General features: G+C 61.6%; 16 protein-coding genes. 4 read left to right on the top strand and 12 right to left on the bottom strand.

Annotation, left to right across the window (positions count from 1 at the left end; translation table 11 throughout):
* Nucleotides 1-113: 113 nt before the first annotated feature.
* From NKJ37_RS02440 to NKJ37_RS02425, 4 genes are all read right to left on the bottom strand, one after another.
* Entirely contained in the window at nucleotides 114-623 is a 510-nt protein-coding gene (locus tag NKJ37_RS02440; RefSeq protein ID WP_352772497.1) for a hypothetical protein, read from the bottom strand.
* 438 nt (nucleotides 624-1,061) lie between these two features.
* Nucleotides 1,062-3,422 (bottom strand): primase-helicase family protein, encoded by a 2,361-nt coding sequence (locus tag NKJ37_RS02435; RefSeq protein WP_352772494.1) that lies wholly within the window; start codon nucleotides 3,420-3,422, stop codon nucleotides 1,062-1,064.
* A gap of 2 nt (nucleotides 3,423-3,424) precedes the next feature.
* A complete protein-coding gene (locus tag NKJ37_RS02430) occupies nucleotides 3,425-3,619 on the bottom strand; it encodes a helix-turn-helix transcriptional regulator (RefSeq protein WP_352772491.1) in 195 nt (64 codons plus the stop codon).
* A 98-nt stretch (nucleotides 3,620-3,717) separates the two neighbouring features.
* The gene (locus NKJ37_RS02425) at nucleotides 3,718-4,317 is read right to left on the bottom strand and encodes a hypothetical protein (protein WP_352772488.1); all 600 of its coding nucleotides are present in this window, start codon (nucleotides 4,315-4,317) and stop codon (nucleotides 3,718-3,720) included.
* 128 nt (nucleotides 4,318-4,445) lie between these two features.
* On the opposite strand from NKJ37_RS02425, the gene NKJ37_RS02420 reads away from it, so the two are divergent.
* Together NKJ37_RS02420 and NKJ37_RS02415 are read left to right on the top strand one after the other, a co-directional pair.
* Nucleotides 4,446-5,204 carry a PGN_0703 family putative restriction endonuclease gene (locus tag NKJ37_RS02420; RefSeq protein ID WP_352772485.1) on the top strand — a complete coding sequence of 253 codons (759 nt, stop codon included), beginning with the start codon at nucleotides 4,446-4,448 and terminating at the stop codon, nucleotides 5,202-5,204.
* 84 nt (nucleotides 5,205-5,288) lie between these two features.
* A complete protein-coding gene (locus tag NKJ37_RS02415) occupies nucleotides 5,289-6,047 on the top strand; it encodes an NYN domain-containing protein (protein WP_352460691.1) in 759 nt (252 codons plus the stop codon).
* Between the two features lie 33 nt (nucleotides 6,048-6,080).
* On the opposite strand, the gene NKJ37_RS02410 is transcribed toward NKJ37_RS02415, so the two are convergent.
* Complete coding sequence (locus NKJ37_RS02410; protein ID WP_352772482.1) at nucleotides 6,081-7,337, bottom strand: integrase arm-type DNA-binding domain-containing protein; 1,257 nt, start codon at nucleotides 7,335-7,337, stop codon at nucleotides 6,081-6,083.
* Between the two features lie 411 nt (nucleotides 7,338-7,748).
* On the opposite strand from NKJ37_RS02410, the gene NKJ37_RS02405 reads away from it, so the two are divergent.
* On the top strand, nucleotides 7,749-8,312 hold the full coding sequence (locus NKJ37_RS02405) for a type 1 glutamine amidotransferase domain-containing protein (protein WP_352581958.1): 564 nt from the start codon (nucleotides 7,749-7,751) through the stop codon (nucleotides 8,310-8,312).
* A gap of 61 nt (nucleotides 8,313-8,373) precedes the next feature.
* On the opposite strand, the gene NKJ37_RS02400 is transcribed toward NKJ37_RS02405, so the two are convergent.
* Entirely contained in the window at nucleotides 8,374-9,165 is a 792-nt protein-coding gene (locus tag NKJ37_RS02400; RefSeq protein WP_352772479.1) for a SapC family protein, read from the bottom strand.
* Nucleotides 9,166-9,383: 218 nt separating this feature from the next.
* Here NKJ37_RS02400 and NKJ37_RS02395 point away from each other — a divergent pair, with 218 nt between their 5' ends.
* Entirely contained in the window at nucleotides 9,384-9,800 is a 417-nt protein-coding gene (locus NKJ37_RS02395) for a DUF6916 family protein (RefSeq protein WP_352772476.1), read from the top strand.
* 106 nt (nucleotides 9,801-9,906) lie between these two features.
* On the opposite strand, the gene NKJ37_RS02390 is transcribed toward NKJ37_RS02395, so the two are convergent.
* From NKJ37_RS02390 to NKJ37_RS02365, 6 genes are all read right to left on the bottom strand, one after another.
* Nucleotides 9,907-10,500, bottom strand: a complete 594-nt coding sequence (locus NKJ37_RS02390) for a GNAT family N-acetyltransferase (RefSeq protein WP_023810882.1) — start codon at nucleotides 10,498-10,500, stop codon at nucleotides 9,907-9,909.
* 3 nt (nucleotides 10,501-10,503) lie between these two features.
* Nucleotides 10,504-11,826: a DUF8189 domain-containing protein gene (locus NKJ37_RS02385; protein ID WP_023810881.1), complete on the bottom strand. Its 1,323-nt coding sequence runs from the start codon at nucleotides 11,824-11,826 to the stop codon at nucleotides 10,504-10,506.
* A gap of 31 nt (nucleotides 11,827-11,857) precedes the next feature.
* A complete protein-coding gene (locus NKJ37_RS02380; RefSeq protein WP_023810880.1) occupies nucleotides 11,858-12,382 on the bottom strand; it encodes a phage tail protein in 525 nt (174 codons plus the stop codon).
* 9 nt (nucleotides 12,383-12,391) lie between these two features.
* The gene (locus NKJ37_RS02375; RefSeq protein WP_023810879.1) at nucleotides 12,392-12,898 is read right to left on the bottom strand and encodes a phage tail protein; all 507 of its coding nucleotides are present in this window, start codon (nucleotides 12,896-12,898) and stop codon (nucleotides 12,392-12,394) included.
* A 12-nt stretch (nucleotides 12,899-12,910) separates the two neighbouring features.
* Nucleotides 12,911-13,411 carry a phage tail protein gene (locus tag NKJ37_RS02370; protein ID WP_023810878.1) on the bottom strand — a complete coding sequence of 167 codons (501 nt, stop codon included), beginning with the start codon at nucleotides 13,409-13,411 and terminating at the stop codon, nucleotides 12,911-12,913.
* Nucleotides 13,412-13,627: 216 nt separating this feature from the next.
* Nucleotides 13,628-25,975 carry an inverse autotransporter beta domain-containing protein gene (locus tag NKJ37_RS02365; RefSeq protein WP_352772471.1) on the bottom strand — a complete coding sequence of 4,116 codons (12,348 nt, stop codon included), beginning with the start codon at nucleotides 25,973-25,975 and terminating at the stop codon, nucleotides 13,628-13,630.
* Between the last annotated feature and the right edge of the window lies 1 nt (nucleotide 25,976).

Below are 25,976 nucleotides of genomic sequence, written 5' to 3'. Positions count from 1 at the left end.
TCGCATCATCGCCACCGTTATGATGTCGACGCAGTCGGCGGGTCCCCTCGTCGGAATTGCGGGGGACTGGAGGGTAGTCCGCCGCGATTTCTGCCTCTGCAGTTCAGCAGAAGTCACTCACCGATTGCCGGCTCAGTCGGGGCCGGTGTCGTCGGGTCCCAATCTGAGCTAAGTGCACGCTCCGACAATGGGCGAGGTTCCGGCACGGCCCCAGAGCTGCCAAAGATGGCATTCCCGGGACGCCAGCCTGTTCCATAGCCAGATTGTGCGCACCAGGAAGTCGCGTTCCATATCAGCTCGAGCGTCTTTTGCACCTTTGGATCGAATTCGTATTCATCGATGTCGGCCCGCTCCAACAAAGAATCAACAGCGAACCAGATGCCGTTAAGCGCTCCCTTGGCCCCATCGTCGGTGAACCCATGATCCAGTGCGGAAATAACAAGGGCAAAGCCAGCCGCTGCTAACGCGGCACCAGGAATGGTTTCGGCCGCATCGTCCCAGTGGCCGTTCATTAGGTTGTGCAGCAGATATTCGAGATTTTCTGAGCTCCAGTCCTCCCATCCGCCGAACCGGCGGCGGGACTCCGCATAGGCATCTTCGGGTTGGTCCGCTTCTGTTGACATCTAGTCGTCCTTTCTTTTGCTCCCCACGACCAGCCGTGGAGGTGAGACAAAGGAAATCACGACGCAGTGGCGCCAGCACCAGGACCAAACCCTCTGGGGCGAGGGCTATTAAGTCATATTGACTGAAGGGCGGCTCTTCCGCGCTCGGCCGAGAAGTCCTGGGACTCGGACGACCGCGAGCCGGCTTCGGTTCGTAAGCTGATGTTCTGCCTTCGGCGCAAGAGGCGTTTTTTGGCATCGTTGCGCAGGGGTAAAAACAAAACAAAGGAGCGCCGGCTTGACCGAATCAACCGCATTCTTCTGAGATGCTCTAGATCCAAGGGCGAAATCACTACACGAATTTCATACAAAGTAGGTCAAGGCGGTGAAGTCGGTTAAGCGCCTCAGCGATCATAAGAAATATGTTACCGACCTACCGCCGAGATAGCCGGCAACCAGCTAGAATGGGGGACTGCCATTCCAGTCGACCGAGTCGTGAAGTCGTTCCCACTCCCCCGTTGTGGGCCAAACATGCCGGAAGCGCGCCTTGTCCCAAATCTCACGAGCCTTCTCCAACCTGGGGATGCGGAACCCTCGCGGCCGCCTGCTGTCGTCCTTCACGAAACCCATGCCAGGAGCTGAATTTCGGCCCGCTCCAAGGAAAGCGGCCACCTTCACGCTCGTCACGCCCCATCGGTTCGTTTTAGATAGATGTTCCGCGAGGCGACTGGTCGGCATAAACGCCTCGTCACCAATGTCGAGCTGGGCGAAAGGCGGCAGTTCACCACTAACCAAACAGTCAAACCAGAACTGATCAATAGGTGACAGACTTTCGGCCTGCTGCTGAGCTAGGGCATCAGTCTTCGGGATGCCCTGCCTTGGGTGCCAGCCGGCAAGATCCATCTGCTGCAAATCTATCAGCATGGCTGCCAGCCCGCCTTCGTTGTAGAGCTGGTAGTGGAGTGCGTGGAAGTAGGCGTCATCGCCAGCCCGGTGCGAAGCTAGATCGAATATGGCGAAGCGCCTCTCGTCCATCGACGCCGGCACGACCCAGTTCTCGTTGCTAGCCATCAGGACATGAAGACGGTTCGTCGACTTGACCATGTCGACGCCCTTCGCTTCAATCGCGATCTCCGGTTCAGTGATCAAACCCTTCAACGCGCCCTCGGCGCTCTTGTCGCCGGGCCAGTAAGCCTCATCCGCGAAGAGCAGGCAGACGTCTCGCAAATGCGCGTTGAAGCGTCCGACCAGGCTCTCAGCGCTGAATACATGGAGCGCATGCTGTCCGAATATAGTGCAAAGCGCATTTCCGAAAGTACCTTTGCCGGTGCCCTTCCCACCGATAAACACGAGCGCGACCTCGGCAGCGCGATCAGGATTCTGGATCGCCCACGCAGTCCATCGGATGATATAGTTGCTCCATGCTTCGTTGCCCTTAGCCAGCACCTCAAGAATATGCTGACGCATCAAGGACCAGTCTCCAGGTAGGGGCTCAACAGCGAATCCGGTCCAAAGGTTGAGCTGATCGGAAGCAGCCTTGTCCAATGGATCGAATACGATCTCGCGGTACTGACGCCGCATCGGGTGCTCCAGCCACCATTTGCCCAGCGGCACTTCCTTTGACATCGCTCCTGTAGTTCCTACTGGAACCCGCTTATTAAGGTAGCCATCCCTTATGTCTTGAAATGTCTGCATGCTGATGGTGGATCGGTTCGAATGCGCTTCCTTTCCGAAGGTGGCAATCCGACACTTTCCGCCCCAGTCCAGAATCACGGCATGCCGTTCATTCAGGTCCCTTAGGTAGGGGTGGATTATGAACTCCTTAGCCCTCTCTATCTGCCGTATGGCATATCGCGAGCTGTTCCTGCCCTTGTCCAGAACGCTTTCGGAGATGGCAAAGCTAGGGTCCAAAATGATTGAATGGATGATCTCGTCCGGCACTTGCGCTCGAACGAGGCCACATACTGCATCAAAGAGCCAGGCGGACCGGCTGTCGTCCGCTTTCGTTTTAGCCGTCGCAGGATCGCGACCCTGCACGCAGACAATTTTCAAGCGCTCATCGACGTTCCACCGATCCAGTTCGTTAATCGAAACCAGAAATTTTGGGGCGGCCGGAACGAACACTTGACCCGCAGGTGCATTGACCACATCGGCTTGCACGGCTGGCGCAGGTTCGAAAGAATCGAGTGTGTACCCGAGCCCTTCATTAAACGACCACACGGTCGCCAACGCCGGCAGCCTTCCCTTCCGCAATTTGTTTTCATCGGGGACATTGACGGTCCCTGGCAGGCGAGCGATCCGATCGATGTTGTGGCAGGCGTCGCCGCCCAGGACCGTCGCCAGCCCGAGGTTGTAGCGCTCCAAAAGATCAATTTCGTCGGCGCCGGTGATCGCTTTGGGCGGCTCCAGTTTCCAGATAGCCCAGTAGCCTCCGCCACTATCCAAAACAACAGATGGTTCAGGGACAAAGGGGGGCCTGCCGGTGGTGAGAAGCTCCAGGATCCGCTTGCGTTCATCCGTCAAATTCTCCCCTGAACGCGGATCGAGATCCACGTGGAGACACGACGCTACGGCGATGTCGTCCTTGGCGGCCTTCTTGTTCAGCGGCCTCTTTATCTGATTCAGCGAAAAGTAGATGTTCTCCCGGCCGTTCCGGCCATCGATCCAGGTTCGACATTGCTCGGCTTCCGCTGCGGAGAATGTAGCCGACCTGATCGACTTACGATCAGGGGATATGGCGGTCAGATGCCAATGGCCTTCTGGTGCATATTTCAGAAGGAAGGCGATTGCAACTGCGGTATCTGGTGCAACGGAAGACATGGCTATGCCCTCCCTTGGCCGGAGGTCGTCCGGCTAAGAATCCATGCATCGATCTCGTCGGCGGAGAAAGCGATGCGGGCAGGACCGAGCCTGATTGGGATTGGGAATGTGCCGGCACGGATGCGGCGGTAGATCTCGGTCTTGGACAGCGGGATGCGCTCCAAGACCTGCTTCATTGAGAGAAGTCGCTGTGACATTTCATGGATCTCCTTGAGGTTGCGTGGAGGACCATGATCGAATTGGAGGGGGATGTGGCGTTGAACAAATACCCGCTAGATAGCAGGGATAAGTCAGATCATTTTACGGTTCTGTTTCTTTTGATGTACTCAAGCGTGCTGACTGCATTGGCTCGGGTGTAGCCGGATTCGGGAAGATGCTGGGTTGCGTCCATCAGGAACTTCAACCCCTCTGACCCAGGCACAAGGATGCCCTTGTCCTTGGTAGCGCCGGGCAGCTCAAAATCCTCGATGGTCATGTGTCCAAAAGGTTTTCCCGTGGTATTGATCCAAAATGCATAGAGGACCTCGGTGAAGGCTCGATACGGAGCAAGGGCGAGCGCTTTTTCTTCCGTGTTTATGATGTCTTCATCCCCTTCCCGCAGCGGTTCGCTCCGCGATTTGCCACCACTGCCGGGCGGTCTCCGAAAATGGTGGGTGAAATCCTGTAGCAGCTCGACCATTTGTTTTAGCGGTGGTTGGACTGGATCTTTTGTGGTCGCCGGACTCCTGAACGTGCCGACTTGCAGACCGACATCTTTGGGGAGGTCGCCCCAACGTTCAAGCGCAATCTCCAATGGTGCCAAGACCTTCTCTACACCTGATAAAATCGTTCGCGCATCCTCGCGCAGTGCTGCCGCCCGCAATTCTGCATCGTATCGCTCAAGAGCCTTCTCCATTGATCGCTGCAACTTCACAAAGGGCAGAGTATAATCGGACGCGATTTTCTCAAGCGATTTTGGAGGTTGACTTCTAGCCATTGTCGAGACCTGATTGGGTTGATCACTTTAATCTGCGGCGAGCGCCAGTGTCATCCTTTCGAGAGGCCATTTTTTTGCCCGGCGTCCCGACCGACCACGTTCTTCTGCGATTGTCGAAGGCTGGTGGCAATGAGGTCGAGAGCGGAAAGCTCGCGAGCCCCGAGAGTTCAGCGGCGCTCGCAGTAAACACATTCGGCTGGTTCGCGGCCCTGCCGCACTTGTTGCCTTCCTTTCCTGGACTGGATGCGGACTGGCCACCAACTTTGGTGGAAGTGGAATACTGCGCCCGCTTCCCGTGGTCGGGTGGACGTCACCCCTGGCTTGATGCATTCGTTGAAACACCAGCTTGTATCATCGGTGTGGAATCCAAGCGGTTCGAGCCGTTTCGCGACAAAAAGACGGTCTCTCTGTCCCCCGCTTACGACCGACCGGTCTGGGGCAGCGGTATGCGGCCATTCGAACTTTTGAGGGATCAACTGCGCACTGGCGAGGCTACGTTCGCATATGTCGACGCGGCCCAGCTTGTGAAGCACGCGTTCGGACTGGTCACCGAGTCCAGCCGCAAAAGGAAGGCTTCCATTCTCTTTTATATCTTTGCCGAACCAACGCAGTTGGGCGGTCGCAATATCGACCAAGACGTCATCATGAAGCACCGTAAAGAGGTGCAGCTGTTCAGCGACATGGTGGCAGGTGCCGCCGTGAAATTTGTGTCATGCAGTTATCGAGAGTGGCTAGCGACCTGGCCGGCAGCGAACATCGAAGTGCAGCGTCACGGACAAGCTGTATTGGAAACGTTTCGCCCCTAAGCCCTGGGGTGTGTGTCGAGCAGCCCGGACGCACTCGACACAGCTACAGTGTGCAACGATCATCCCTTTCTGTAAGGATAGCTGATGGCTGCTGAAACACGCTCCCCCCGCCTCGCGGTCTTGATCGATGCCGACAATGCCTCGGCGAAGATCGCCGATGGGCTATTCGAAGAGATAGCGAAGATCGGCGAAGCCAGTGTCCGTCGGATTTATGGTGACTTTTCGAATGATCGCTCCAAGGGGTGGGCAAACACCCTGTCGAAGCACGCGATCATCCCGCAACAGCAGTTTGCTTACACAACTGGCAAGAATGCCTCCGACATTACGCTGGTGATCGACGCGATGGACCTTCTTCACAGCGGTAGGTTCGACGGTTTCTGCCTAGTATCCTCGGATAGCGATTTCACCCGACTTGCCGCCCGTATCCGGGAACAGGGTGTTGATGTTTTTGGCTTCGGGGAACAGAAGACCCCGGAGAGCTTTCGTCAGGCCTGCCGAAAGTTTGTGTACACGGAGAACCTGTTACCGACGGCTGCCGCGAACAATCTAGACGCCGCCCAAACGACCAAGTCTCTTCAACCTTCCAGCGCCGCGACTCCCATAATCAAGAAGGTTATCGCGCGGGAAGAGACCGAGGACGGCTGGGTAACTCTCAGCGCGGTCGGTAAGCAACTGGCCAATCTGGCTTCAGATTTTGATCCGAGAACATTCGGATTTCGCAAGCTGAGCGACCTGGTGCGCAACACCAACTCATTCGAAATTGACCATCCAAAGGGTGGCACGATGCGAATTCGGATAAAACCACTCCCGACAAAGAAACCCAAAGCAGCGCAGCAATCATAAACCTACTGTCGGCTCAGGCCAGCGCTGTTCCGCTCACTGCACGATGCCCATTAGATGCTCGCCGTAGGCCTGCAGGGCGGCCCTCTTCTCCTGCAGATAATCATGCTTGTTGTAGGTTTTTTGCAATCCCGGCTTTGCGTGGCCAAGCACCGCGTCACGAACCTCCTGGTTGAAGCCGAGATGCGCCAGTCGTGTCTCACACGTCACGCGAAAGTCGTGGACGCGGTAATGCTGAAAGGTCGCAGCCTTATCGCCAAGCTCCTCACGCAGATGATTCTGTGCTGCATCGTCCAGCGCTTGCTTGCCCTGGGAAAAGCCCGCCACCGGAACCCGTCCGTGCCTTGACGAGAAGACAAAGTAGTCGTTTCCACCTGTCCAGACCGGCAACCGCTCGAACAGCGTCCAAAGCGCCCCCGACATCGGCACGATGTGCTCTCGACGACTCTTGAAGCGCTCTTTGCCAAGGTCCAGCCACCGATTGTCGGTATCGATCTCGGATCGCTTGCAGAAGGCCCATTCTGCCCGGCGTTGTCCGGTAAGCATTAGCGTCTGGTAGAGCGAACCAAAAGGATAACGCAAATCGTTCGCGGCCATCCAGATCGAGCGGATTTCGATGTCGCTAAGAGCTCGCCCGGCCTCCGTGTTTCGCGCTAGGTCATTTCGCTTCATGCCGCTAAGTGGATTGGTAGCGATAAGCTCGCGGTCAGCCGCCCAGTTGAAGATGCGCGACATCTGCTTGCGGACCTCACGCGCCGTTCCAATCCGGCCGCTGGCAACAATGTTGTCGATGATTTCGTGCACGTCGGATCGCCGGATATCCGCAATAGGTCTATCGCCCAAATGCGGCACCACGTGCAGGCGCAACACTCGCTCGACGTTCGGCCAGCTTGATATGGTGCGGGCCGCGTCTTGCTTGATGTGACGTTCGAGGACAGCGGCAAAAGTGTTTGCCCGTCGTTCCTTCACTACCGCAATAAGCTCGGCTCTCGGGTCCGTCCCCTCGTTGGCTTTGGCGATGATCGATCGCGCGCGGTCCCTCGCGTGCGCAAGACTGATCACGGGCCACTTGCCCAAAGTTATGCGATGCTGTTTGCCGGCTAATGGGCGGCCGGTCTCGGTCTCGCCACCCTCTCCTAAGACGCGGTAGATAACCGAGAAAGACTTAGAACCCTGCTCGCTTATGCGCAGGATCAGCCCTGGGCAAAGCTCGTCGCTCATCTCAAGCCGTCCCGACTTTGGCGCAGTCATGCGCTCCAGCACTTGGTTCGTTAGTCGCTTCTTGGCTGTCATGACTTACCGCTCCCCCGGTCAGGATAGATGGACCGGATTGATCTTCCCTGGGTTTCCACGGGGAGCCGCGAGGCTCGGTTTTCAGTGGAACCCTATGGGACTGATCGTGTCCGCTCCCCGGAGCTACGGCAATCATTTTTGGTATGAATACGTTACTCTATGTGTCTGAAAGTGTCGTCGAATCAATGGGTTGCCAAGGTTGGGGTCGAGCGTTCGAATCGCTTCACCCGCTCCAGTTTCCTCCAGGGGACTAAGCATCGAAAAGCCGCGGAACTCCGCGGCTTTTTCGTTTTTGGGCTTGCCTGGCTAAGAGTTTCGGCGGAATTCCCCAGGAGTCACATAAAATTACAGCGAGGAACGGTTCCCGCCTCGCCTCGTTAGCGCTCCATCAACGCAACGATGGAGAAAGCCATGCAGGACATTTCCGGCAAGCACGTCGCTATCCTGGCGACGAACGGGTTCGAGCAATCCGAACTTGAGGTGCCGCTGAAGAAGCTGCGCGAGGCGGGCGCCAAGGTCGATGTCGTGTCGCTCGCAAGCGGCAAGATCAGAGGCTGGGATCTCAAGGACTGGGGCCGAGAAGTTCCCGTCGACAAGACTTTGGATGAGGCGCGAGCGGACGCCTATGACGCGATCGTCCTGCCCGGCGGGGTCATCAATCCCGATCTGCTGCGTGTCGAGCGAAAGGCCCTGGGCTTCATCGAATCGTTCTGGTCGGCCAAGAAGGTCGTCGGCGCGATCTTTCATGCGCCCTGGCTTCTCATCGAGACCGGCATCGTAAGGGGTCGCCGGGTCACATCTTACAAATCGATCAAGACCGATGTGATCAACGCCGGCGGTCTGTGGGAGGACAGCAAGGTCGTTACCGACCAGGGACTTGTCACCAGCCGCAACCCCGGCGATCTCGAGGCGTTCTGCGACAAGCTCGCCGAGGAGATCAGCGAAGGGCGGCACGACAGAAGGGTTGCTGCCTAGCCGGCTGTCCGCCCGGACGCATCGAGTGGAAGGTTACGCCGAGAAAACCGCACCGTTTTCCTCAGGCGCTCTTCGCCCCATCCGCCTTCCGCAGCGACGCCTGATGCACCAGCGAGGTCCAGCTGTTGGTCGAGGCGAGGTGGCAATAGAGCAGGCCGAGCGCGCCTGATTTGCGCAGGTCGAGAAACGCCTCGTCGCTCAATCTGTTGAAGGCCGGCTCGTCGATCACCTGGAAATCGGTGAGGTTGAGCACCTCGCCGCCTTCCAGCGTCACCTTGCTCTGGCGCGGTGAAAACAGGCTGTGTGCATCGATCTTTTCGACCATCTCGCGGGTGGCTCTGAAGTCGATCTGGAACTGGTTGCAGAAGGCGAGCGCCTGTTTGGTCGCTTCGGTCGGCTCGTTGCCGGTGAAGAACGGCAGGATCTTGTCATCGCGGGACGGCGCCGGCAACTGGTCGACGACCCGGTCGCTGGCCCGTTCGACGCACAGCGTCAGCCGGCCGGCCGATGTCGGGTCTTCGGCCAGGATGAAGGGATAGCGGCGGACATAGGCGGGGATGTAGTGCGGCGCGGTCCATTTGCCGTCGGCATCGACGAACAGGTTCTCGTTCTGGCGCACACCGGTGATGATCACCGGCGACTTGGCCGGGCCGATAAAGACGATCGGGTAGGAGCGCATCGCCGCCGGCATTTCCGACGCGACCACCGGAATGGCGTGCGCAGAGCGGGCGAAGCCGAAGTCGCTGCGCGCGGTCAGGCCAAGCGAGCCGTGCCGCGCCGGATTGAGCGCCTCGGGCCTCGAATAGAACAGCGGCAACGCATCGCCCGTCCCGTTCGTCTTTGCATCCGCCATCATCCGTCTCCCGCACGCCCATCAGGCTGCCAATGGTCCCGAAGCCGGGATCTATGCTTGTTTGCGCTGATCTTGGATCGAAAGGAATCCCGCGCAGGAACAAAGTACTACAGCGTCTCTTGCGCGCATAAAAGGACAGGCGGTGCTGTATTTTGGGGTTTTGCGGCGGCCGATTGTCTTGGGGAGCGCGACCGCCGGCCTGCCCGCCTCTGGACAGCTTGCGGCGAAGCGGCGACAGTGCCTCCGCTGGAGCAAATTCCAGGAAAAGTGTGGAGCGGTTTTCCCTTGGCAATTGCGAAGAAACAAAAGCCGGATCAGCGATCCGAACGCTGAACCGCTCCAGCGGACAGATTGAGGGAAACGGAATGGCGTCGGTGTCGGATTTCGAGCAGGGACAAACCTTCACCGTCGAAGCCGGGGGCCGGCAGATCCCGCTCGAACTGAGCGCGGTCAAGCCCATCGCCGCCAGCCCGCGCCCGGGTGGCGGTTTCTCGCTGCTGTTCAAAGGCCCGCGCGAAATCGCATTGCCGCAGGCGACCTATCTTTTCACGGGGGAAAGCGGCAGCCACGAGATCTTCATCGTGCCGGTCGCCGCCGATGCGACCGGGCGGCTTTACGAAGCGGTGTTCAATTAGAGGCTTGACGCAGGGAGGGTCTGATCGCTTCGAAATTAGCTGAAGCCTCTCCTCTTCGTTCGTCATCCTAGGGTCTGCGCCGCGTCGCTCCGCTCCTTGCTCCGCCCTAGGATGACGAAGCTGGTGAGAGCCGCCGCTTGCGATGCTCGCCGTCACATACCAGCCCCGCCGCCCCCGGCGCACAGTCCATCAGGTCATAAACGCCCTTGTCCTCGACGACCGCGAAGCCCAGCGCGGCATAAAGCCGTCTCGCCGGATTGTGCTTCTCGACATGGATCGATGCTGATTTGCCGGCTAACCATGCCTCGTCGATGAGGTCACAGAGCAGTGCGGTGCCGTAGCCCTTGCGGCGATGATGCGGCAGGAAGGCAATGTCGATGATGCGGTGCTGGCTTGGCCAGCGCTCGACATAGAGGCGGCCGATGTCTTCGCTATCGCGTTCCACCACCAGCCAGTCGGCCTCGGGATAGTGTTTTCGGTAATGCGCATGCTGGGCCTGGAACTGCATGCCGAGGAATTCGGCCTTCTGCGCCTCGCTCCACGACGTCACTGCGAGTTCTTCGAAGCGGGTCGAGGCATAGAGCCGCGACAGGAACGGCAAATCCGCTTCCGTCGCAGCGCGGAAGCCGAGCCCGGCCGTGTCAGACCGGGGCCAGACCGGACGGGCCTGCTTCGCTTGCGCCACGCTGGCGTAAATCAACCGTCAGACCGGCGGCGTCAGGTCGCGCACGACGACGATCTGCTTGAGATTGTTGTCGGTCAGCGACGTCCAGTTATACTCCCATTCGGAACTGTCGATGCCCATCTGGTTGATCGTCCACAGGCCGTTGGTGCCGTCCGGCATGAGCGCCAGGCTGAACAAAGCGAGCCGGCCGTCGGCATTGTAGTTGAGCGTCAGGCGCGTCGAGCGAAGGGATGCGCCGAAATCGCGCCATCCCGACCAGTTCTGGGTATAGGCATCCCATTGCGCGTTGAATTGGAGGAAGTGCTGCTGGTCGGCGGCGACCAGCACGATATCGCCGTCGCCCTGGATGCCGGCGGCAAGCGCAAGGTTGGGCGCCCTGGAGTAGCCGGGTGTCGCCCACTGCGTCCACGTATCCGATCCGGCGGGCATCTGGCGCGTGTGCAGCACCTGGCCGTTCTGGGTCAGGGCGAACAGATTGGTGGCGCCCAGCGGGCCGACGACCGGCGCCATCTCGATGAAGCCACCTGTCTGGGTCGTGTCGATCTGCACCCAACCCGTCCAGTCGGCGGCCTTCAGGGCCTGCGCCTTCGCCTGCTGGCAGCGATAGAGATGCAGGTTCGAATTGATGCCGAACAGGGCGATGCGGCCGTCGCCCTGGCGTATCGCCGAAACCGTCACCAGCCCGCCGGGGATCTGGATCCAGTCGCTCCACGGTTTGGCCGGCGGCGTCAGCACGTCGACGGTGACGACGATCGGTGTCGTCGTGCCCGGCGGCGTGATGGTTTTCTGCACCTGCACGATCTGGTCCGGATTCTGGTAGATCCACCAGATGCGGCCCTGATTGTCAGTGACGAAGACCTCGATGCGGCCGTCGGCATCGCGCGCCATCGAAAGCTTCTGATAGGAGGTGGCGCCGGGCGGCGTGCCGATGCCCATCGGCGCGGTCCATTTCTCGACCGGGCCGATCTGGTTGGCGTCTTCGGTGATGAAGGACAGATTGGTGGTTCCCGATGGCTGCGCGACCACGGCGACACGGCCGTCCTTGGTGAGGCCCGCCGTCATGATCACCCAGGCGCCGGGCGCGATGAACGACCAGGCCGAAGGCCATGGCCCGTTCGGCGAAAGCTGCGCCTTCTGGATCAACTGCCCCTTGGCGGAATCGATCCCCACCACCATCAGCCGCGACAGTTCGAAAAACGACGTGCCGGCCGGCTTGTGCTGGTAGACGGGCGCGGGACCGGAGCGCACCGGACGCCCGCCATCCCTGGCCTTGGAAGCCGCCCTTGGCGCTGGCGTCTTCGCGGCGGGGGCTTTCGACTCTGATGCTGCTTTCTTGGCCATCGTATTGGTCCCTGCCCTGTTGGCTCGGAATTCAGGTTCTTGGTGGGAAGACGCCTTGCAGTGCGATGCAGAAATAGAGCGTCAGATAGGGCTGCAGATTGTTGTGTGGCAGGTCGCCGCCGGCGGGGGGGAGCGATTGAGGACTCATCTGCGTCAGGTTGGCCGCCGGGGTATAGATTGTTGCGTTGGTGGATTTGGCCAGGCTTCGCGTCGATGACGGCGCATTGAGCTCGCCCAGATCAATGTCATGGTCGCGCATTGCGTGAGTGTGGTTAGGAATTTCCGATTCGAGCAGGGTTACCGTTTCCGTACCGCCAGGCTCGCCAAGATCGTGCAGGGACAAGCCCGGCCCCTGACCCCAGAACATCGGCGCACGGCCTTGCAGATCGGGCAAAGCGAAATTGGACTTGCCGTCGCCGCCATAAGTGGTGCCTAGCAGCGAAAACAGCGCCGTGTTCTGCGACAGCGGCAGCAACTGCCCGTCGCACCACGCCCAGCCCCTGGGCGCGAAATTGAACGGAAAGATCCGGATTTCGGCGACGAACGGGTCAGCCATGATGTCCTCTCAGGTGGGCGACGGAAAGATGCCGAAAAGTGAAATGATAAAGCTGATGCAAAGATACGGCTGGAAATTGTTGTGCGGCTGGCTGCCGCCAACGGCTGTTACAGCCTGCTGGGCCATGTTGGTATCGGTCGTGTCCTGGATGTAGGGCAAGGCGCCACCGCCAATCTGTGCAACGACCTTCCCGCTGGGACTGGTATCTTGACCAATATTCAGGGACGCGACCATTGGATGGCTGTGTGAAGGAATCTGGGAAATTGTCATATTGACTTCCTCCACGCCTCCCGTCTCCGCGAGGATAAAGCCGTTGCCCTGATGGAGCGGAACACGGCCTTGCAGGTCGGGCAGCGCAAAGGTGCTCTCGCCATCGCCGCCATAGGTTGTGCCAATCAGCTGGAAAAGTGTCTCGTTCTCCGAGATCGGCAGCAATTGTCCCTCGCAGAACATCCAGCCGGCCGGCGCGAAGTTGCCGGCAAACATGCGTATCTCGCCAACGTAAGGCTGTGCCATGGTCGCGCCTCCTTAATTTGGCGAAGGAAAAATGCCCTGCAGGGCGATGCAGAAGCTCAGCGTCAGGAACGGCTGCATGTTGAGATGCGCCTGACTGCCGCCAATACTGGCAATTGTGCTCGGGCTCAGCGTCGTCACGTTCGCGAAGTCGCTATACAGCCGCCCCGGAACCACCCCCAAAACGTTCCCAACACCATCTTGGCTACTACCGGTGTTTGTGCTGGCCTGCGCAAAATGAACGTGTGTCGGCATTTCGGAAATCGACAGCGTGTGGTTTTGCTCGCCACCGCGCTCGCCAAGTGTGTGACTGCTTCCGACGTGGATTGGGATACGTCCCCGATAATCGGGCAGTGCGAAATTGACCTGGCCGTCACCGCCGAAAGTGGTTCCGAGCAGTGAGAATAACGCCTGGTTCTGGTTGATTGGCAAAAGCTGCCCGTTACAGAGTGCCCAACCCTTGGGCGGGAAGACAAATGACATAATCCTGATTTCCGATAGAAATGGCTCGGCCATGTCTCGCGCCCTCATAAGATATCAGTAGAATACACGGAACGACACAAAAGTCTACTTGGCTCTCTAACAAAATAGGTACTTTATAAAATAATAGACAGTATTTAAATAACGAGAGGCGCAGGAAGACAGTACACATCCAAGGCTGTAGATCATCGCACCAAGATCACGGCACTGAACCGGCCGAGTGGTGGCCTTTCTACCTCATCAGCGTCGTCATCACGGGAACGGCGGCGTGGCGAGCCCGGTAAATCCGGTCGAGTCGGCCGTCGCAGTTGATGCAGAAACAACTGTATTGCGGCTGTTCAGATAGGCGATGGCGGCGGCCAGATCCGTGGGGGCCCCGGCATAGCCACTAAGGTTGATCGTCCCGTTGTTGCGTTGACGTACCCGGATGTCGCCGGCCGCCATGGTGCCGCCAAGCGAATGCGTGAAGGTGTTGGCCAGAGCGCCGGCGCCGCCTATGTTCAAATCGATGGATGAACCATCTCCCGTCGGCGACGTGATGCCCGACTGAACGAGAATGCCAGCGGCTGCATTTCCAACGCCATCCAGTTTGATGTCAATCGCGTTGCCGGTTATCTGGGCCAGGATGCTGCCCGCGCCGTCCTGTCCGGTCTGGACAAGGATGGCGCGTTGCGTACCGGCATAGTCGATGGTGTTGTTCTTGATTCCGACCCGCATGGCACCGCCGCCGGCATTGAATACCGCTATGCCGTCCGCTGTCAGCCCGTTTGCGACCGTGATGGTGTTGTTTTCAATTCGAGCGTCAAAAGTGAAGCCGTTGTCGAACGCCGAGCCGAGTAGGCTCACCACGACGAAGTCGCCCGTGGCCGTACTGCTCAGCGTGTTGCCGGTGGCGACGAGGCTCACATCGCTGTTGTCCCCGGCGCTGACGGACAGCTGATCGTTGTTGCTGCTCGACGTGCTGTTGATGACGTTCAGGTTCATCGTGGAGCTGTCGAACGCATCGGCGACGATTCCACCGCTGAAGTTGTTGCTCGAATTGGCACCCGAGAAGTTGATCGTGGCGTTCGACGTTCCACGGATGCCGAACAGATACCCGCTGCCAAGCACGGCGCCGGTCGAGCTGCCGCCTGAAATCGTCAGTGCGAGCGTGCCGGACTGGGTCTGCAGCTGGAAGTTGTCGTCGCCGCTGCCTGTGATCGTGGTGCTGGTGACCGCGCTGGTGCCGGACATGTTGTAGAAATGGATGCCGTCTTCGTCCGCGCCATTGCCCGCATTCGATATGCTGCTGTTGCTGAGCGTGAAGTTCGAAACAGTATTGCCGTTGATGCCTTGCTCGGCGCCGCCCGAAATGGCGATCCGGTCCAGCGTCGCCGTAGAGACGTTTTGAAGGTGGATGGCCGCGTTGGTCGCGAGGTTGTCACCGGTCGAAAGCCCTGAATTGTCGGCGTCGAGATCGGTGGTTCCGGCATTGGTGAAATTCATGTTCTTCAGCGTGATGTTGCTCGCGCTGATGAAACTGGCGCCGCGCCCGGTTGTGTTCTGAATGGTGCCGCCCGAGCCGGCGGTGGTGCCGACACCTGTCACGGTCAATCCACCCGAGCCCGTTGTGTTGAGCACGATGCCGTTGGTGCCGCCATTCGCCGAAATGCTCTGGAAATTCAGCCCGCTGGCGCCGATCGTCGTGTTGACCACGTTGAGCGCCGTGCCTGTGCCGGAGGTGATCGTGTTGCCGGTGCCCTGCACCGTCACCGTCCCTCCGCCCGTGGCGCTGAAGCCGCCGCCGCTCGTTGTGTTGATAATCAGCCCGCCATTGGTGAAGTTGATGGTCGCGCCGGGGTTGCTGGTCAGGATGACGGCGGCATTAACACCGGTCGAGAGCGTCTTGACCGCGCCGCCGAAGTTGATCGTGCCGCCGGCGTTGCTGAGCACGGCAATGCCCAGCCCGCCATCGCTGCGGATGATCGAGCTGGCGCTGTCGAAATTGATTAAACCGCCGGCCATGCCGCGGATATTTGCGACATTGCCGCCGGGGTTGGTGATGTCGACATTGTTCAGGTTGACGACCGCGCTGACGTCGTCATTGCCTGGCGTGCCCTGGTCGCCGTCGACGACAAAGGCATGGTTCGCAGCCCCCGCGTCGGTCTGGATGGCGACATTGTTGAAGGTGTAGGTGCCGGTCGCGTTGTTCAGCGAATCGCCGAGAATGGTGATGCCGGCCGTGCCCGTCAGGCTGGCATTGTTGACGGTGACGCTGCCCGCCGCCCCGTCGATCACAATGCCGGTGCCGCCGGTGTCGTTGAGCCCGTTCGCCACGGCAGTGGTGAAATTCACCGAACCGCCGGCGGTGTCGGCGACGACGATCATGCGCTGGCCGGTGGTGGCTTGCGTGATCGTGCCGGCATAGGTGACGGTGGCGGTGCCGCCATTGACATTGAACGCGGTGCCGCTTGGGCTGATGATCGAGGTGCCGGTGCCGAAATTGAACGTGCCGCCCGAGCCGTTGAGGATGTCGACGCTGGCATTGCCGCCATTCAGCGTCGTCGTGCCGACGAAACTGTAGATGCCGTCCGCATTGTCCAACTGCAGGCCGGTGCCGTTCGTCGCCGACAGCGCGCCGGTGGCGAAGTTGAGCGTGCCGCTGTGGCCGCCCGCGACGCTGACCAGGGTGGCATTGTTCGACTGACTGACATTGCCGGTATAGTTGAGGTTGGCGGTGCCGCCGCTGACGGCGATGGTTGCCGAGCTGCCGCCGACCAGCGAGCCGGCGCCGAGATTGATCGTCCCCGACCCGATGACGTTGGTGAGGACGACGGCGCTGTTGCCGCCGGCGCCGTTGCTGGTCGAGGAAAAATTCATGCCGGTGGCCGCGACGGTGACGCCGCTCAGGTTCATCGCCACACCGGTGCCCGTGGCGATGGAGTTGCCCACGCCGGTGACGCTGACCGTGCCGGTGCCCGTGGCATTGAAGCCGGCGCCTGCCGAGGTCACGATCGCCAGCCCGCCGCCGTTGAAATTGACCGTCACCGGGGCGCTGTTGCCGGCAATATCGACGCCAAGCCCGCCGCCGCTCATGCCGATGGCGTAGCTGGCGCCGCTGATGTTGTAGGTGCCGCCGGTGTTGGCGGTGATCGATATGCCGGTGCCCCCACCGGTAAAGCTGTTCGAGGCGCCGGACACCGTCACCGTGCCGCCTGCATTGTTGTTCAGCGATACGCCCAGCCCGCTGGCCGTCAGATTGCCGCTCAGGGCGACGAGGCCGGCGCCGGCAAGCCGGCTCTGGACATTCAGCGCCGGACTGAATGCGCCCGAATTGTTGACCGTGCCCGAATAGCTCACGGCAGCCGTGCCGCCGACGACATTGAAGGACGCGCCCGTCGCCCCGCTGAGCGCGCCGGTGCCGAGATTGAGCGCTCCGCTGACATTGGTCAGGCTGACATTGTTGACGCCGCCGGCCGACGAGGTCGAATCGAGCGCGATGGTGGCGGCAACACCGGAGAGATTGATCGCTGTGCCGCCGGTTGCGTTCACCGTCTGGGCGGCAGCCGTAGCGGTGATGCCCATCGTGCCGCCGGTGGCGAGAATGCCGGTGCCGGCGGTGGTGTCGATGGTGACGCCATTGGTGAAGCTGGTTGTGCCGCCGGCCTGCCAGAGACCAACGCCGCTGGTCGTGTCGATGTTGGCGAGACCGGTGACGTTGAGCGTGCCGGTCTGGACTCGGATGCCGCCGCCTGTGTTGGGGACGGTGACATTGTTCACCGTCACCGTGTTGAAGTTGAAGGTGCCAGTGTTGGTGTTGATGGCATCGATGCCGAAGCCCGTCGTGTTGGTGATGCTTGTCCCGCCGGTGACGGTGAAGGTCCCGGCGACGCCGTCGAAGATGATGCCGCTGGCGCCGCCTAGGGCGCTGACGGTGGCAAACGTCATGTTGACGGTCAGCGGATCGAGATCGAATGCCGCGCCGTTGTTGGTGGTGACCACGCCACCGCTGTTGTTCAGCGTGAAATTGGTGGTTTTGGTGTTGGCGATGACACCGGTGCCGCCATTGTTGGCAAGGCTGAGCGTGCCCAGATCAAGGGTACCGCTGGTGTTGGTGAAACTGAGGCCATTGCCCTGCACGCGAGCGCCTGGGTTACCGATGCCGAGCGTGCCGGCACTGACCGTGCCGCCGGCGCCGTCGGAATCGAAGCGGACATTGTTGAAGGCGATGCCGCCGCTGCCGGCGCCGCCGGTCACCTTGATGCCGGCAAACGACCTGATCGCAATTGAGTTGTCGGTTGCATTGATGTTCTGACCGGCGAAGGACGCTGCGAGGCCGGAGCCGGTCGATTGCAGCGTGTTGCCGTCAATCGACAGCAGAAGCGTATTGGCCGGAGCTCCCGTGGTGGAGAAATCGAGCGCGTTGCCGCCGGCGGCGATGGTGTTGTTCCTGACGAAGAAACTGGAGGCGCCGGTGGCGTTGGCGGCAACGCCCGCACCGGAACCGAGATTGCTGACGATCAGGTTCTGGATGCCGCCCGTGAAGATGCCGCTGCCTGATGTCGCCAGGTTGATGACCTGCGTGGCGTTGTTGCTCTGCAGGACCGGCCGCAGCGTGTCGATGCCCCCCGGCGCCGAAATGATCGGCGAGTTCTGCACCGTGGTGAAGTGGAACGCGGCGGAGGCGCCGCTGCTGGTGTCGACACCGAGCTGCGAAACATCGACGGCCGCGTCGCCGCTCTTGAAGGCGAGCAGCACCTGCCCGTCATCGAGGTTGAACGTGGTGCCGCTGAGGTCGATGGTTTCCTGGGCGCCGTTGACGTTCTTGTCGATCAGCACCACGACGTTGGCCGTGGAAGCCTGTGCGCCCGCGTAACTGCCCGGATTGGCGAGGCTGCCGTCGCCGGTGCCGCCTTCGGTGACGTAGTAGACGCTGATCGATGACAGGTTGGAAACGTCGCCGGTGAAATTGACGTCGTTGAAATTGTAGTCGCCATTGGTCGGCAAACTATCGGTGGTGTGGATGACGTGGCCGCCGGTGGTTGCGATCGACGACTCGGCCGGGCCGGCGCCGTCGCCGAACACCAGCCTGGCGTTGGTGGCGCTGGAGAACTGCACGCCATAGCCGACATTGGCGATAGTCGATTTCTGGCCGGCCGGATTGTTGTTGACGGTGTCGCCGAGCTGGATCGTGCCCGTGCCGGTGGTGCCGGCCATGTCGATTCCGATCGTGCCGGCGAAGCCGCCGCCGTCTACATCAAAATCGTCCGCGGTGATGTTGCTCGCGCCGAGCGCCGCGCCGTTGAGGTCGAGGCCGACCGCATTGGCGGCATTGAGCCCGATGGTCAGGCTGGCGAAATTCAGCGTCGAGCCGAGCGTGCCAGAGACCTGGACGCCGGTCGTGGTGACGCCCTGCAGGTCGACCGCGCCGAGATTGAGGGTGCCGCCGCTGACATTGTTGAGCGATATGCCGGTCGCCGCGCCATTGACCGAAATCGTATCGAACTTGATACCACCGGCGCCGACCGTCGCGCCTTTCGCCCCGGCGACGACCGCCGTCGCGTCGCCAAGCTTCAGCGCCGTGCCCGTGCCGGTGGTGATGGTGTTGCCGTCGCCGGTGACGCTGATCGTGCCGGGGCCAAAGGTGCTGGCGGTGAAGCCGGCGCCGCTGCTGGTGGTGATGACGAGGCCGCCATTGGTGAAGTTGAGCGTGCCCCTGGTCTGCGGGTCCATCACGTACGACGGTGCCTTGACGATGGCATCGTTGGCGCCGGTGTTGAATATCTTCGACGTACCAGAGAAGGTGACCGTGCCGTTGGCCGAGCCGCCGATGGCGACACCCTCGCCACCGCTGTGATCGATGGTGCTCGAAATATCGTATATGCCTTCGGCATGGCCAAAGAAGTCGAAGGCCGTCGATGACGTGGTGGAAACGACGGAACCGCTCATGTTCAGACGGGTCGCATCGCCGCTGGCGCTTATCACCGATCCCGCACCGACCGTGATCGAACCTTTGTAGGTCAGCGTGGTGAAGGCCAGGTCATTGCCGCCGCCGAGGCTGATAGCCGAGACGGTGGTGTTCGTGATGCTGGCGCTGCCGTTGACGCCGACGTTGACGGTCCCGCCCTGCGAGCTCTGTATGATGCCGAACTGGCCGCCATCGATGGTCAGGGTGGATCCGGCGACATTGGCGATGTTGACGGTGCCAACCTCGGGACCGCCGATATCGAACCCGGCATATTGGACGTCGAGATCGATCGTGCCGGTGAAGTTGACCTCCCCGGTGCCACTCAGGGCGTACAGCCAGGCGCCGGTGTATCCAGTATCCCTCAGGCCGCCGATGTTGACATCCCCGACGAGATTGGCGCCCAACAGCGTCACGCCGGCACCGCCGGGGTCGCCGGGAAGAGCAGGGATCGTGGAGTCCGCCGAGATGCTGTCGAAGGTAATGCCGGCGCTGCCGACATTGGCACCATACACCACAAGTCCGTCGCTGCCGGCATTGATCTCGTTGCCGGCGCCGGTGACGGTAATGATGGTGGAGGTTGCGCCAGCCGGGCCTAAATCGCCAATTGCGACGAAGCCCGCCCCGGTCATTGTCGTTATAGCAAGGCCACCATTGGTGAAGTCGATCGTGCTGTTGGTATTGAGTGCCGGGACGGCTGAAGCGTAATTGCCAATGATGCCCAAGCTCACGCCGTCCGTCGCGCCCGAGCTGATCACCTTGCTGGTGCCCGAGAAGGTGATCGCGGCCGCGTCGTTGCCGGCAACGACGATGTTGCCGCCGGCCGCCGCATTGGTATCGGTGAGATTGCCCGACAGCGTCACCGAGCCGCCGGTCATGCTCTGGATCGACACCGCGGCGCCCGTGCCGTTGCTGGCGATCGTGCCGCCATAGGAAATCGTCGCGTTGCCGCCGCTGGCTGCGGTCCCCGAGCCGACATTGAACGACGTGCCCGAACCGGTGTTGGTCAGCGTACCGGTGCCGAAGCTTGCCGTGCCGCTGAGGTTCTGCAGGTCGACGCCGCTGCCGGAAGCGAATGTGGCACTTGTCGAGGCGAAGTTGATACCGGCCGTGATGCCGTCGAGCGCCGCCGCCTGCGCGTTGGTGGCGTTGATCGTGCCGGTCACGACATTGACCGTGCCGCCGCCGGTGGCGCTGAACGCTGTCACGCCGTTCGTGGAGACATCCAGATCCGCGAAGGTGATGACAGAGCCCGTATTGCCGGTCAGCGAAACGCCGCTGCCGTTGACCGTCGCCTTGTCGGCGAAATCGACCGTGCCGCCGGTGCGGTTGGCGATCGAGATGCCGCCGCCGGTCAGCGTGCCCGCCGGTCCGCTGTTGGGCAAGGTGCCGCGCGTGACCGTGATGTTGCCGGTGCCGCCATCGACGTCGAGCAGCGTGCCGGCAACGTTGATGTTGTTGTCTGTGATCGACAAATTGCTGTCGAGGCCGGCAACCTTGAACGCCGTCTGGCCGGTGGCGACATTGCTGACCGTGACGCCCTGGATGACGATACCGCCGACATTGCTGAAGCCGGCAGCATTCTGGTCGATGGTGAAGACCGAACCGCTGCCGCCAGTGAAGTCGAATGCGGTGTCGCGCACCTGATTGCTGCCGAGCAGCTGCAACGTATCGCCGCCCGTGCTCTTGACCACGCCCTCATTGCCGGTGACGTTGCCGCCGGTGGCGCCGAGATTGCCCTGGACATTGATCGGCTGGATGGTGCCGGAGGTGATGATCGAACTGCCGTTGCCGAAGCCGGCGATCGACTGGCCCGAATCGAGCGTGAACGGCATGGCGCTCAGATCGACCGTGCCGACAAAGGCGAAGGTCAATGTGCCGGTCATGGCATCGGCCTGGGCGGCCGTGACCGTGGTCACCGCGGCGCTGAGCCCGTTGGTGCCGGCAGCGATCACGCCACCGTCCTGGGAAATCATGACGACCCCGCCGACCGCGCTGGCCAGATTGGCGCTGCCGGTGAAGGCGACATCGTCGAAATCATAATTGCCGAGCGTCGGATCGAGCCCGATCGTGTTGACCGTGTAGCCGCCACTGGCCGCGCTGATGAAGGATTCCAGCCCGTCGCCCGCATTGCCGTCGCCAAAGGTGAAATTGGCGTTGGCCGACGTCGCCGTTGTGCCGCCGGACGACAGTTCGACGCCGACGCCGACCTTCGAGATGCTGGAGCCCTGCAGGAAGGTGATGGTCTTGTTGCCGATGGTCGACGACAGGTCGATGCCGCGCGAGGTCAGGTCGTCGGTGCCGGTGATCGTCGTCACGCCGAAATCGGCTGTCGTTGACGAACCGCTGAAGTCGATGCCGGTCTGGTTGGCGCCGGCGCCCAGCGTCACATTGGTTGTTCCAAATGTGACATCGGCATTGGTCAGGGCGAAGTTGATGCCGGCTGGACCTACGGTCGAACCCATCGTCACGCTGGTGGTGCCGAAGGTGACGGCGCCGGCATTGTTGGTGATGTCGATGCCATTGCCCGTGGCGCCCGACACGGTCACCGCCCCGAAGGTCGCCGATGCGGTGCTGGCGACATTGGCGACGGCCAGGCCAGTAGCCGTCGCGCCGGTGATCGACAGCGGAGCTGTGACGTTCAGCGTCGCGGTGCCGGCAAGGCCGGTGACGACGGCGCCACCGCCGCCCGTCGCAGACAGCGTCGAGCCGATGAAGCTGATCGCGCCGCCGACCGGGGGCAGCGACGAGCCGATCGCGAAAAGATTGCCGGTGCCGGTCGAGGTGATGCTGCCGCTGAAGGTCACCGAGCCGCCGGTGGTGCCGTCGACCTTGACCGCCGTGCCTGGCACGGTTGCCGAGCTGGAGATGTTGGCCGCTACACCGATTGTCGCGCTGCCACCGGAAACGACGACACCGTCGCCAACGCCCGAATTGGTGATGGTGCCACCGAGGATCGTGATCGAGCCCGTGTTGTTGGTCAGGCTGACATCGGTGCCCGCGACATTGGTCGTCACCAAATTGGTGATGGTGAAGGTCGATGACGAAGCGTTGATTGCAACGCCGTTGATGCCGGCACCGGTGCCACCGATAGTGACATTGCCACCCAGGAACTGGCCGCCCGAGACGGCATTGAAATTGAGCGCTGTGGCTGCCACGACGCCTGTCGTGATGCTGTCGAACGCCATGCCGCCGGTGCCGATGGTGACGCCGTCGAGATAGATCGCGTGGCCGGTGCCGGTGGTGATCTGCTCCGTGCCTGCGGCCGCGACTGTGATCGTGCCGCCCCCGGTGGCGCTGAAGCCGGTGCCGATCGTCGTGGTCAGATCCAGCCCGCCGGTGAATTTGATTGTGCCGCCGGTGTTGCCACTCAGGTTGATCGCGAAGGCGGTGGCGGTGCTGGCGGTGATCGCTCCGCCGAACGTGGCGCTGCCGCCGCTCATGCCGGAGATCGTCACCGCGCTGGTAGCAGCGGTCTGGTTGATGGTGCCGTTGTAGGTCACGTTGGGCGTCGAGTTGCTGATGGAGAAGGCGTTGCTGCTCGTGTTGGCGATGGAACTCCCGACCCCGAAGGTCAAGGTTCCGCTGGAACCGCCGACGATGCCTATGCCTACGCCGCCGCCGGTGATGTCGAGATCGTCGAAGGTGGCGATGCCGTCGAAATTGTTGGTGGACAGCGCGGCACTGGTGGCGTTGGTGATCTTGGTGTTGCCGGTGAAATTGACGGTCGCGCTCGAACCGACAAGCGCGATGCCGGTTTGAGATGCGGTCTGGACGGTCAGGTCGTCGACCGAGACCGTACCGGTCACTCCATCGAGGAAGAGGCCGGTAGCGACATTGCTGACCGTCACGCCTTGGACGGTCAGGCCATTGATGCCCAGGCCGTGTATGCCGGCGGCGGCGCCACCGGAAATATTGAAATCGAGCAACGTGTTGCCGTTCCCCAGCGTCACGACATCGCCGCCGCCGGAACTGGTCAGCGTTGCCGCGCCCGCGGAATCCGAGATGGATTCGTCGTGATGGACGTTGGTGCCGGTGACATTCAACGGCACCCCGCCGAGCGAGAACTCGCGGCCGTTGCCGAACGAGGCCAGTTCCTGTCCGTCGCTCAGCGAGAAGCCGGTGGCGTCGTCGATTGTGCCGCGGTTGACCAGCACAATGATGGCGTCGCTGGCGGTAATGCTGTCGGCATAATCGATCGAGGCGAGGTCGGTGATCGACGTGCCGCCGCCCGAAGCCCCGGCCGCGACGAAGATGTAGTTGCGCAGATCGTAAAGTTGCGGGCCGGTAAACTGTGTCGTGCCGAAGGCGTAGTGGCCGCTGCCCTCATTGAGCCCGCGCGCATCGAGCGAGGCGGTGATGCCGGAGATGGAGCTGGAATCGCCGCCGAAGGTAAATTCGGCGTTGGCCGTGGCCCCCGGCGTGCCGGCTATGCCCAGCCGCACGCCGGTATCGACATTGGTGATGACGCCGCCAACGGTGATGGTGATGACCGCCCCGCCAACACTCGGTGAGGTCAGGTCGATGCCGATCGAGCCGGCAGCACCGGTGCCGGTGATGTTGAGCGACTGCGCGGTGAAATTGGTCCTGGATCCGGAGAAGTCGAGGCCGGTGCCGACACCCAGTCCGGAGATGACGATGTTGCCGGCGACCACCGCCGCATTGACGCCGGCAAACGAGATGCCGTCGGCGCCGGGGTTGGTGATGCTGATGTCGCCGAAGCGGATCGTCGCCGGCGAATCCGAAATGGCGATCGCTGGTCCGGTCGTGTTGGAGATCGTCGTCGCACCGTTGACCGTGAAGCTGCCCGCGACATTCTCGAGCACGACACCCGACGTGCCGCCGCTCTGGCTGATCGAGTCCAGCACCACATGAGCGGTGATCGGATCGATGAAGACGGCGGTGCCGCCATTGCCCGATATTGTGCCGCCGGTGGTGGTGAACGTCCCGCCGGTCGAGGTGCCCTGCACGGTGATGCCGCGGTCGGTATTGTCCTGCGCATTGACGGTGGCGAAGGTGTAGGTGCCCTTGCCGGTGATATCGAGACCGTCGTCGAGATTGCCCTGCAGCAGCGTCGTGCCGGTGAAATTGTAGGTGCCGTCGCCGTCGATGTGCAGACCGTCGAGGCCGTTGCCGGGGGCGGTGAAGTTGGAGCCGGTGATGCCGGTCGAGCTGCCCGTGAAGTCGGCGCCGTTGCCGCCCGCACCGGTGACCGTCACATTGGTCAGCGTCGCGCCGGTGATGTTGTTGCCCAAAATGCCGTTGGCGCCGCCCGTGATGGTGATGCCGTTGAGCGTGTTGCCGTTGCCCAGCGTGATGACGGGGTTGACGACGTTGGTGCCCTGGATCGTGCCGTCGCTGCCGCCCAGGTTGAAGGTGCTGGTGCCGCCACCGAACAGCCTGGCGGTGACGCTTTCGCCGCCGCCGATGACGGTCTGGCCATTGGCGAGCGTCACGCCGCCGGTCGTCAGATTGCCGTTGCCGCCAAGCGCGACGACAAAGCCGTTCGCACCCGACTTGGTCACGGCGTCGTCCAGCGTCGTCGGGTCGGCCAGCGTGCCGGCGCCGGCGAGGCCGCCGTCGGCGAAATAGAACTTGCCGAAGGCGGCACTGGTGGCGGCGTTGATGGCGATGCGCGTGGTCGTGCCGCCGGTCAGCGTCTGCGACTGGACGCGGACGCCGATGTCGCCACGCACCCGTTCGTTGACGCGCTTGCGAAGGCCTTCGCTGACCGGATAGACCGGCTCCGCCCCGCTATCGGTCCCGTCTGCATTGTCCGAGCCGCTGCCAGGATTGAACGGGATGTTCAGCCGCACACTGCCGGCGAACTGGGTGTCGTCGCGATTGTCGTTGCGGACCTCGCCGGCGAAGACCAGTTCCGTGTTGCTGCCGAAGACATCGCCGATCGTATACTCGAACCCGGCCTTGGCGCCGGTGACGCTGCCGTCGTCGCCATGCGGATCCTCGAAATGATAGCCGCCGATGTCGAGCCGCAGCGAATGCTTGTCGGGCAGGGCGACCGGCACCTGCGCACCGATCTCGCCCTCGATGCCCCACGCCGCGTAGTCGCGGTGGTCGATGACCGAGATCTGCTCGATCAGCTGGTTGCTGACCATCGACAGGGTCGAGCTGGCCGAGTGATCCGTTGAATCGCCCTTGATCGGCAGATAGACGTTCACATGCGCATCGAAATGAGGCGTGATCGCCTCGGCGCCCAGCGTGGCGGCGGTGAACTGGGTGGAGTTGTAGTTCTCGATGTTGAGGTAGGCGTGGCCGCCGATCATCAGGTCCGGGTTGACGATGCGGCGAATGCCGAGGCCGACATCCTGGCCGAAACCATCCTTGAAATCGTGCTTGGCCCGGACATCCAGGAACAGCACGGATTCGGCCGTCTGCTTGAGCGGGATGAAACCTTCGAGCGCGGCGTTGCCGCCATTGTTGTCGGCGCCGATGATAGCGCGGATCTGCGGCTGCCACAGGCCGTTCGGATCGGCATGGGCCGCCGGACCGGAAAGGCCGAGCGCCAGCGTCGTCAGCGCCGTCGTCTTCCAGAGATGCCTGGCGATTCGCGAACGGCGATAGCCGGCGCGAGCGTGGAAATCCTCCCCACGCGCCGCTATCTCACCAACTTGCCGAGAAGTCTCGGTAGTTCCCATC

This window comes from Mesorhizobium sp. M0140, assembly GCF_040322475.1.
GTDB lineage: Bacteria > Pseudomonadota > Alphaproteobacteria > Rhizobiales > Rhizobiaceae > Mesorhizobium.
This window is presented reverse-complemented; position numbering and strand designations above follow the sequence as displayed.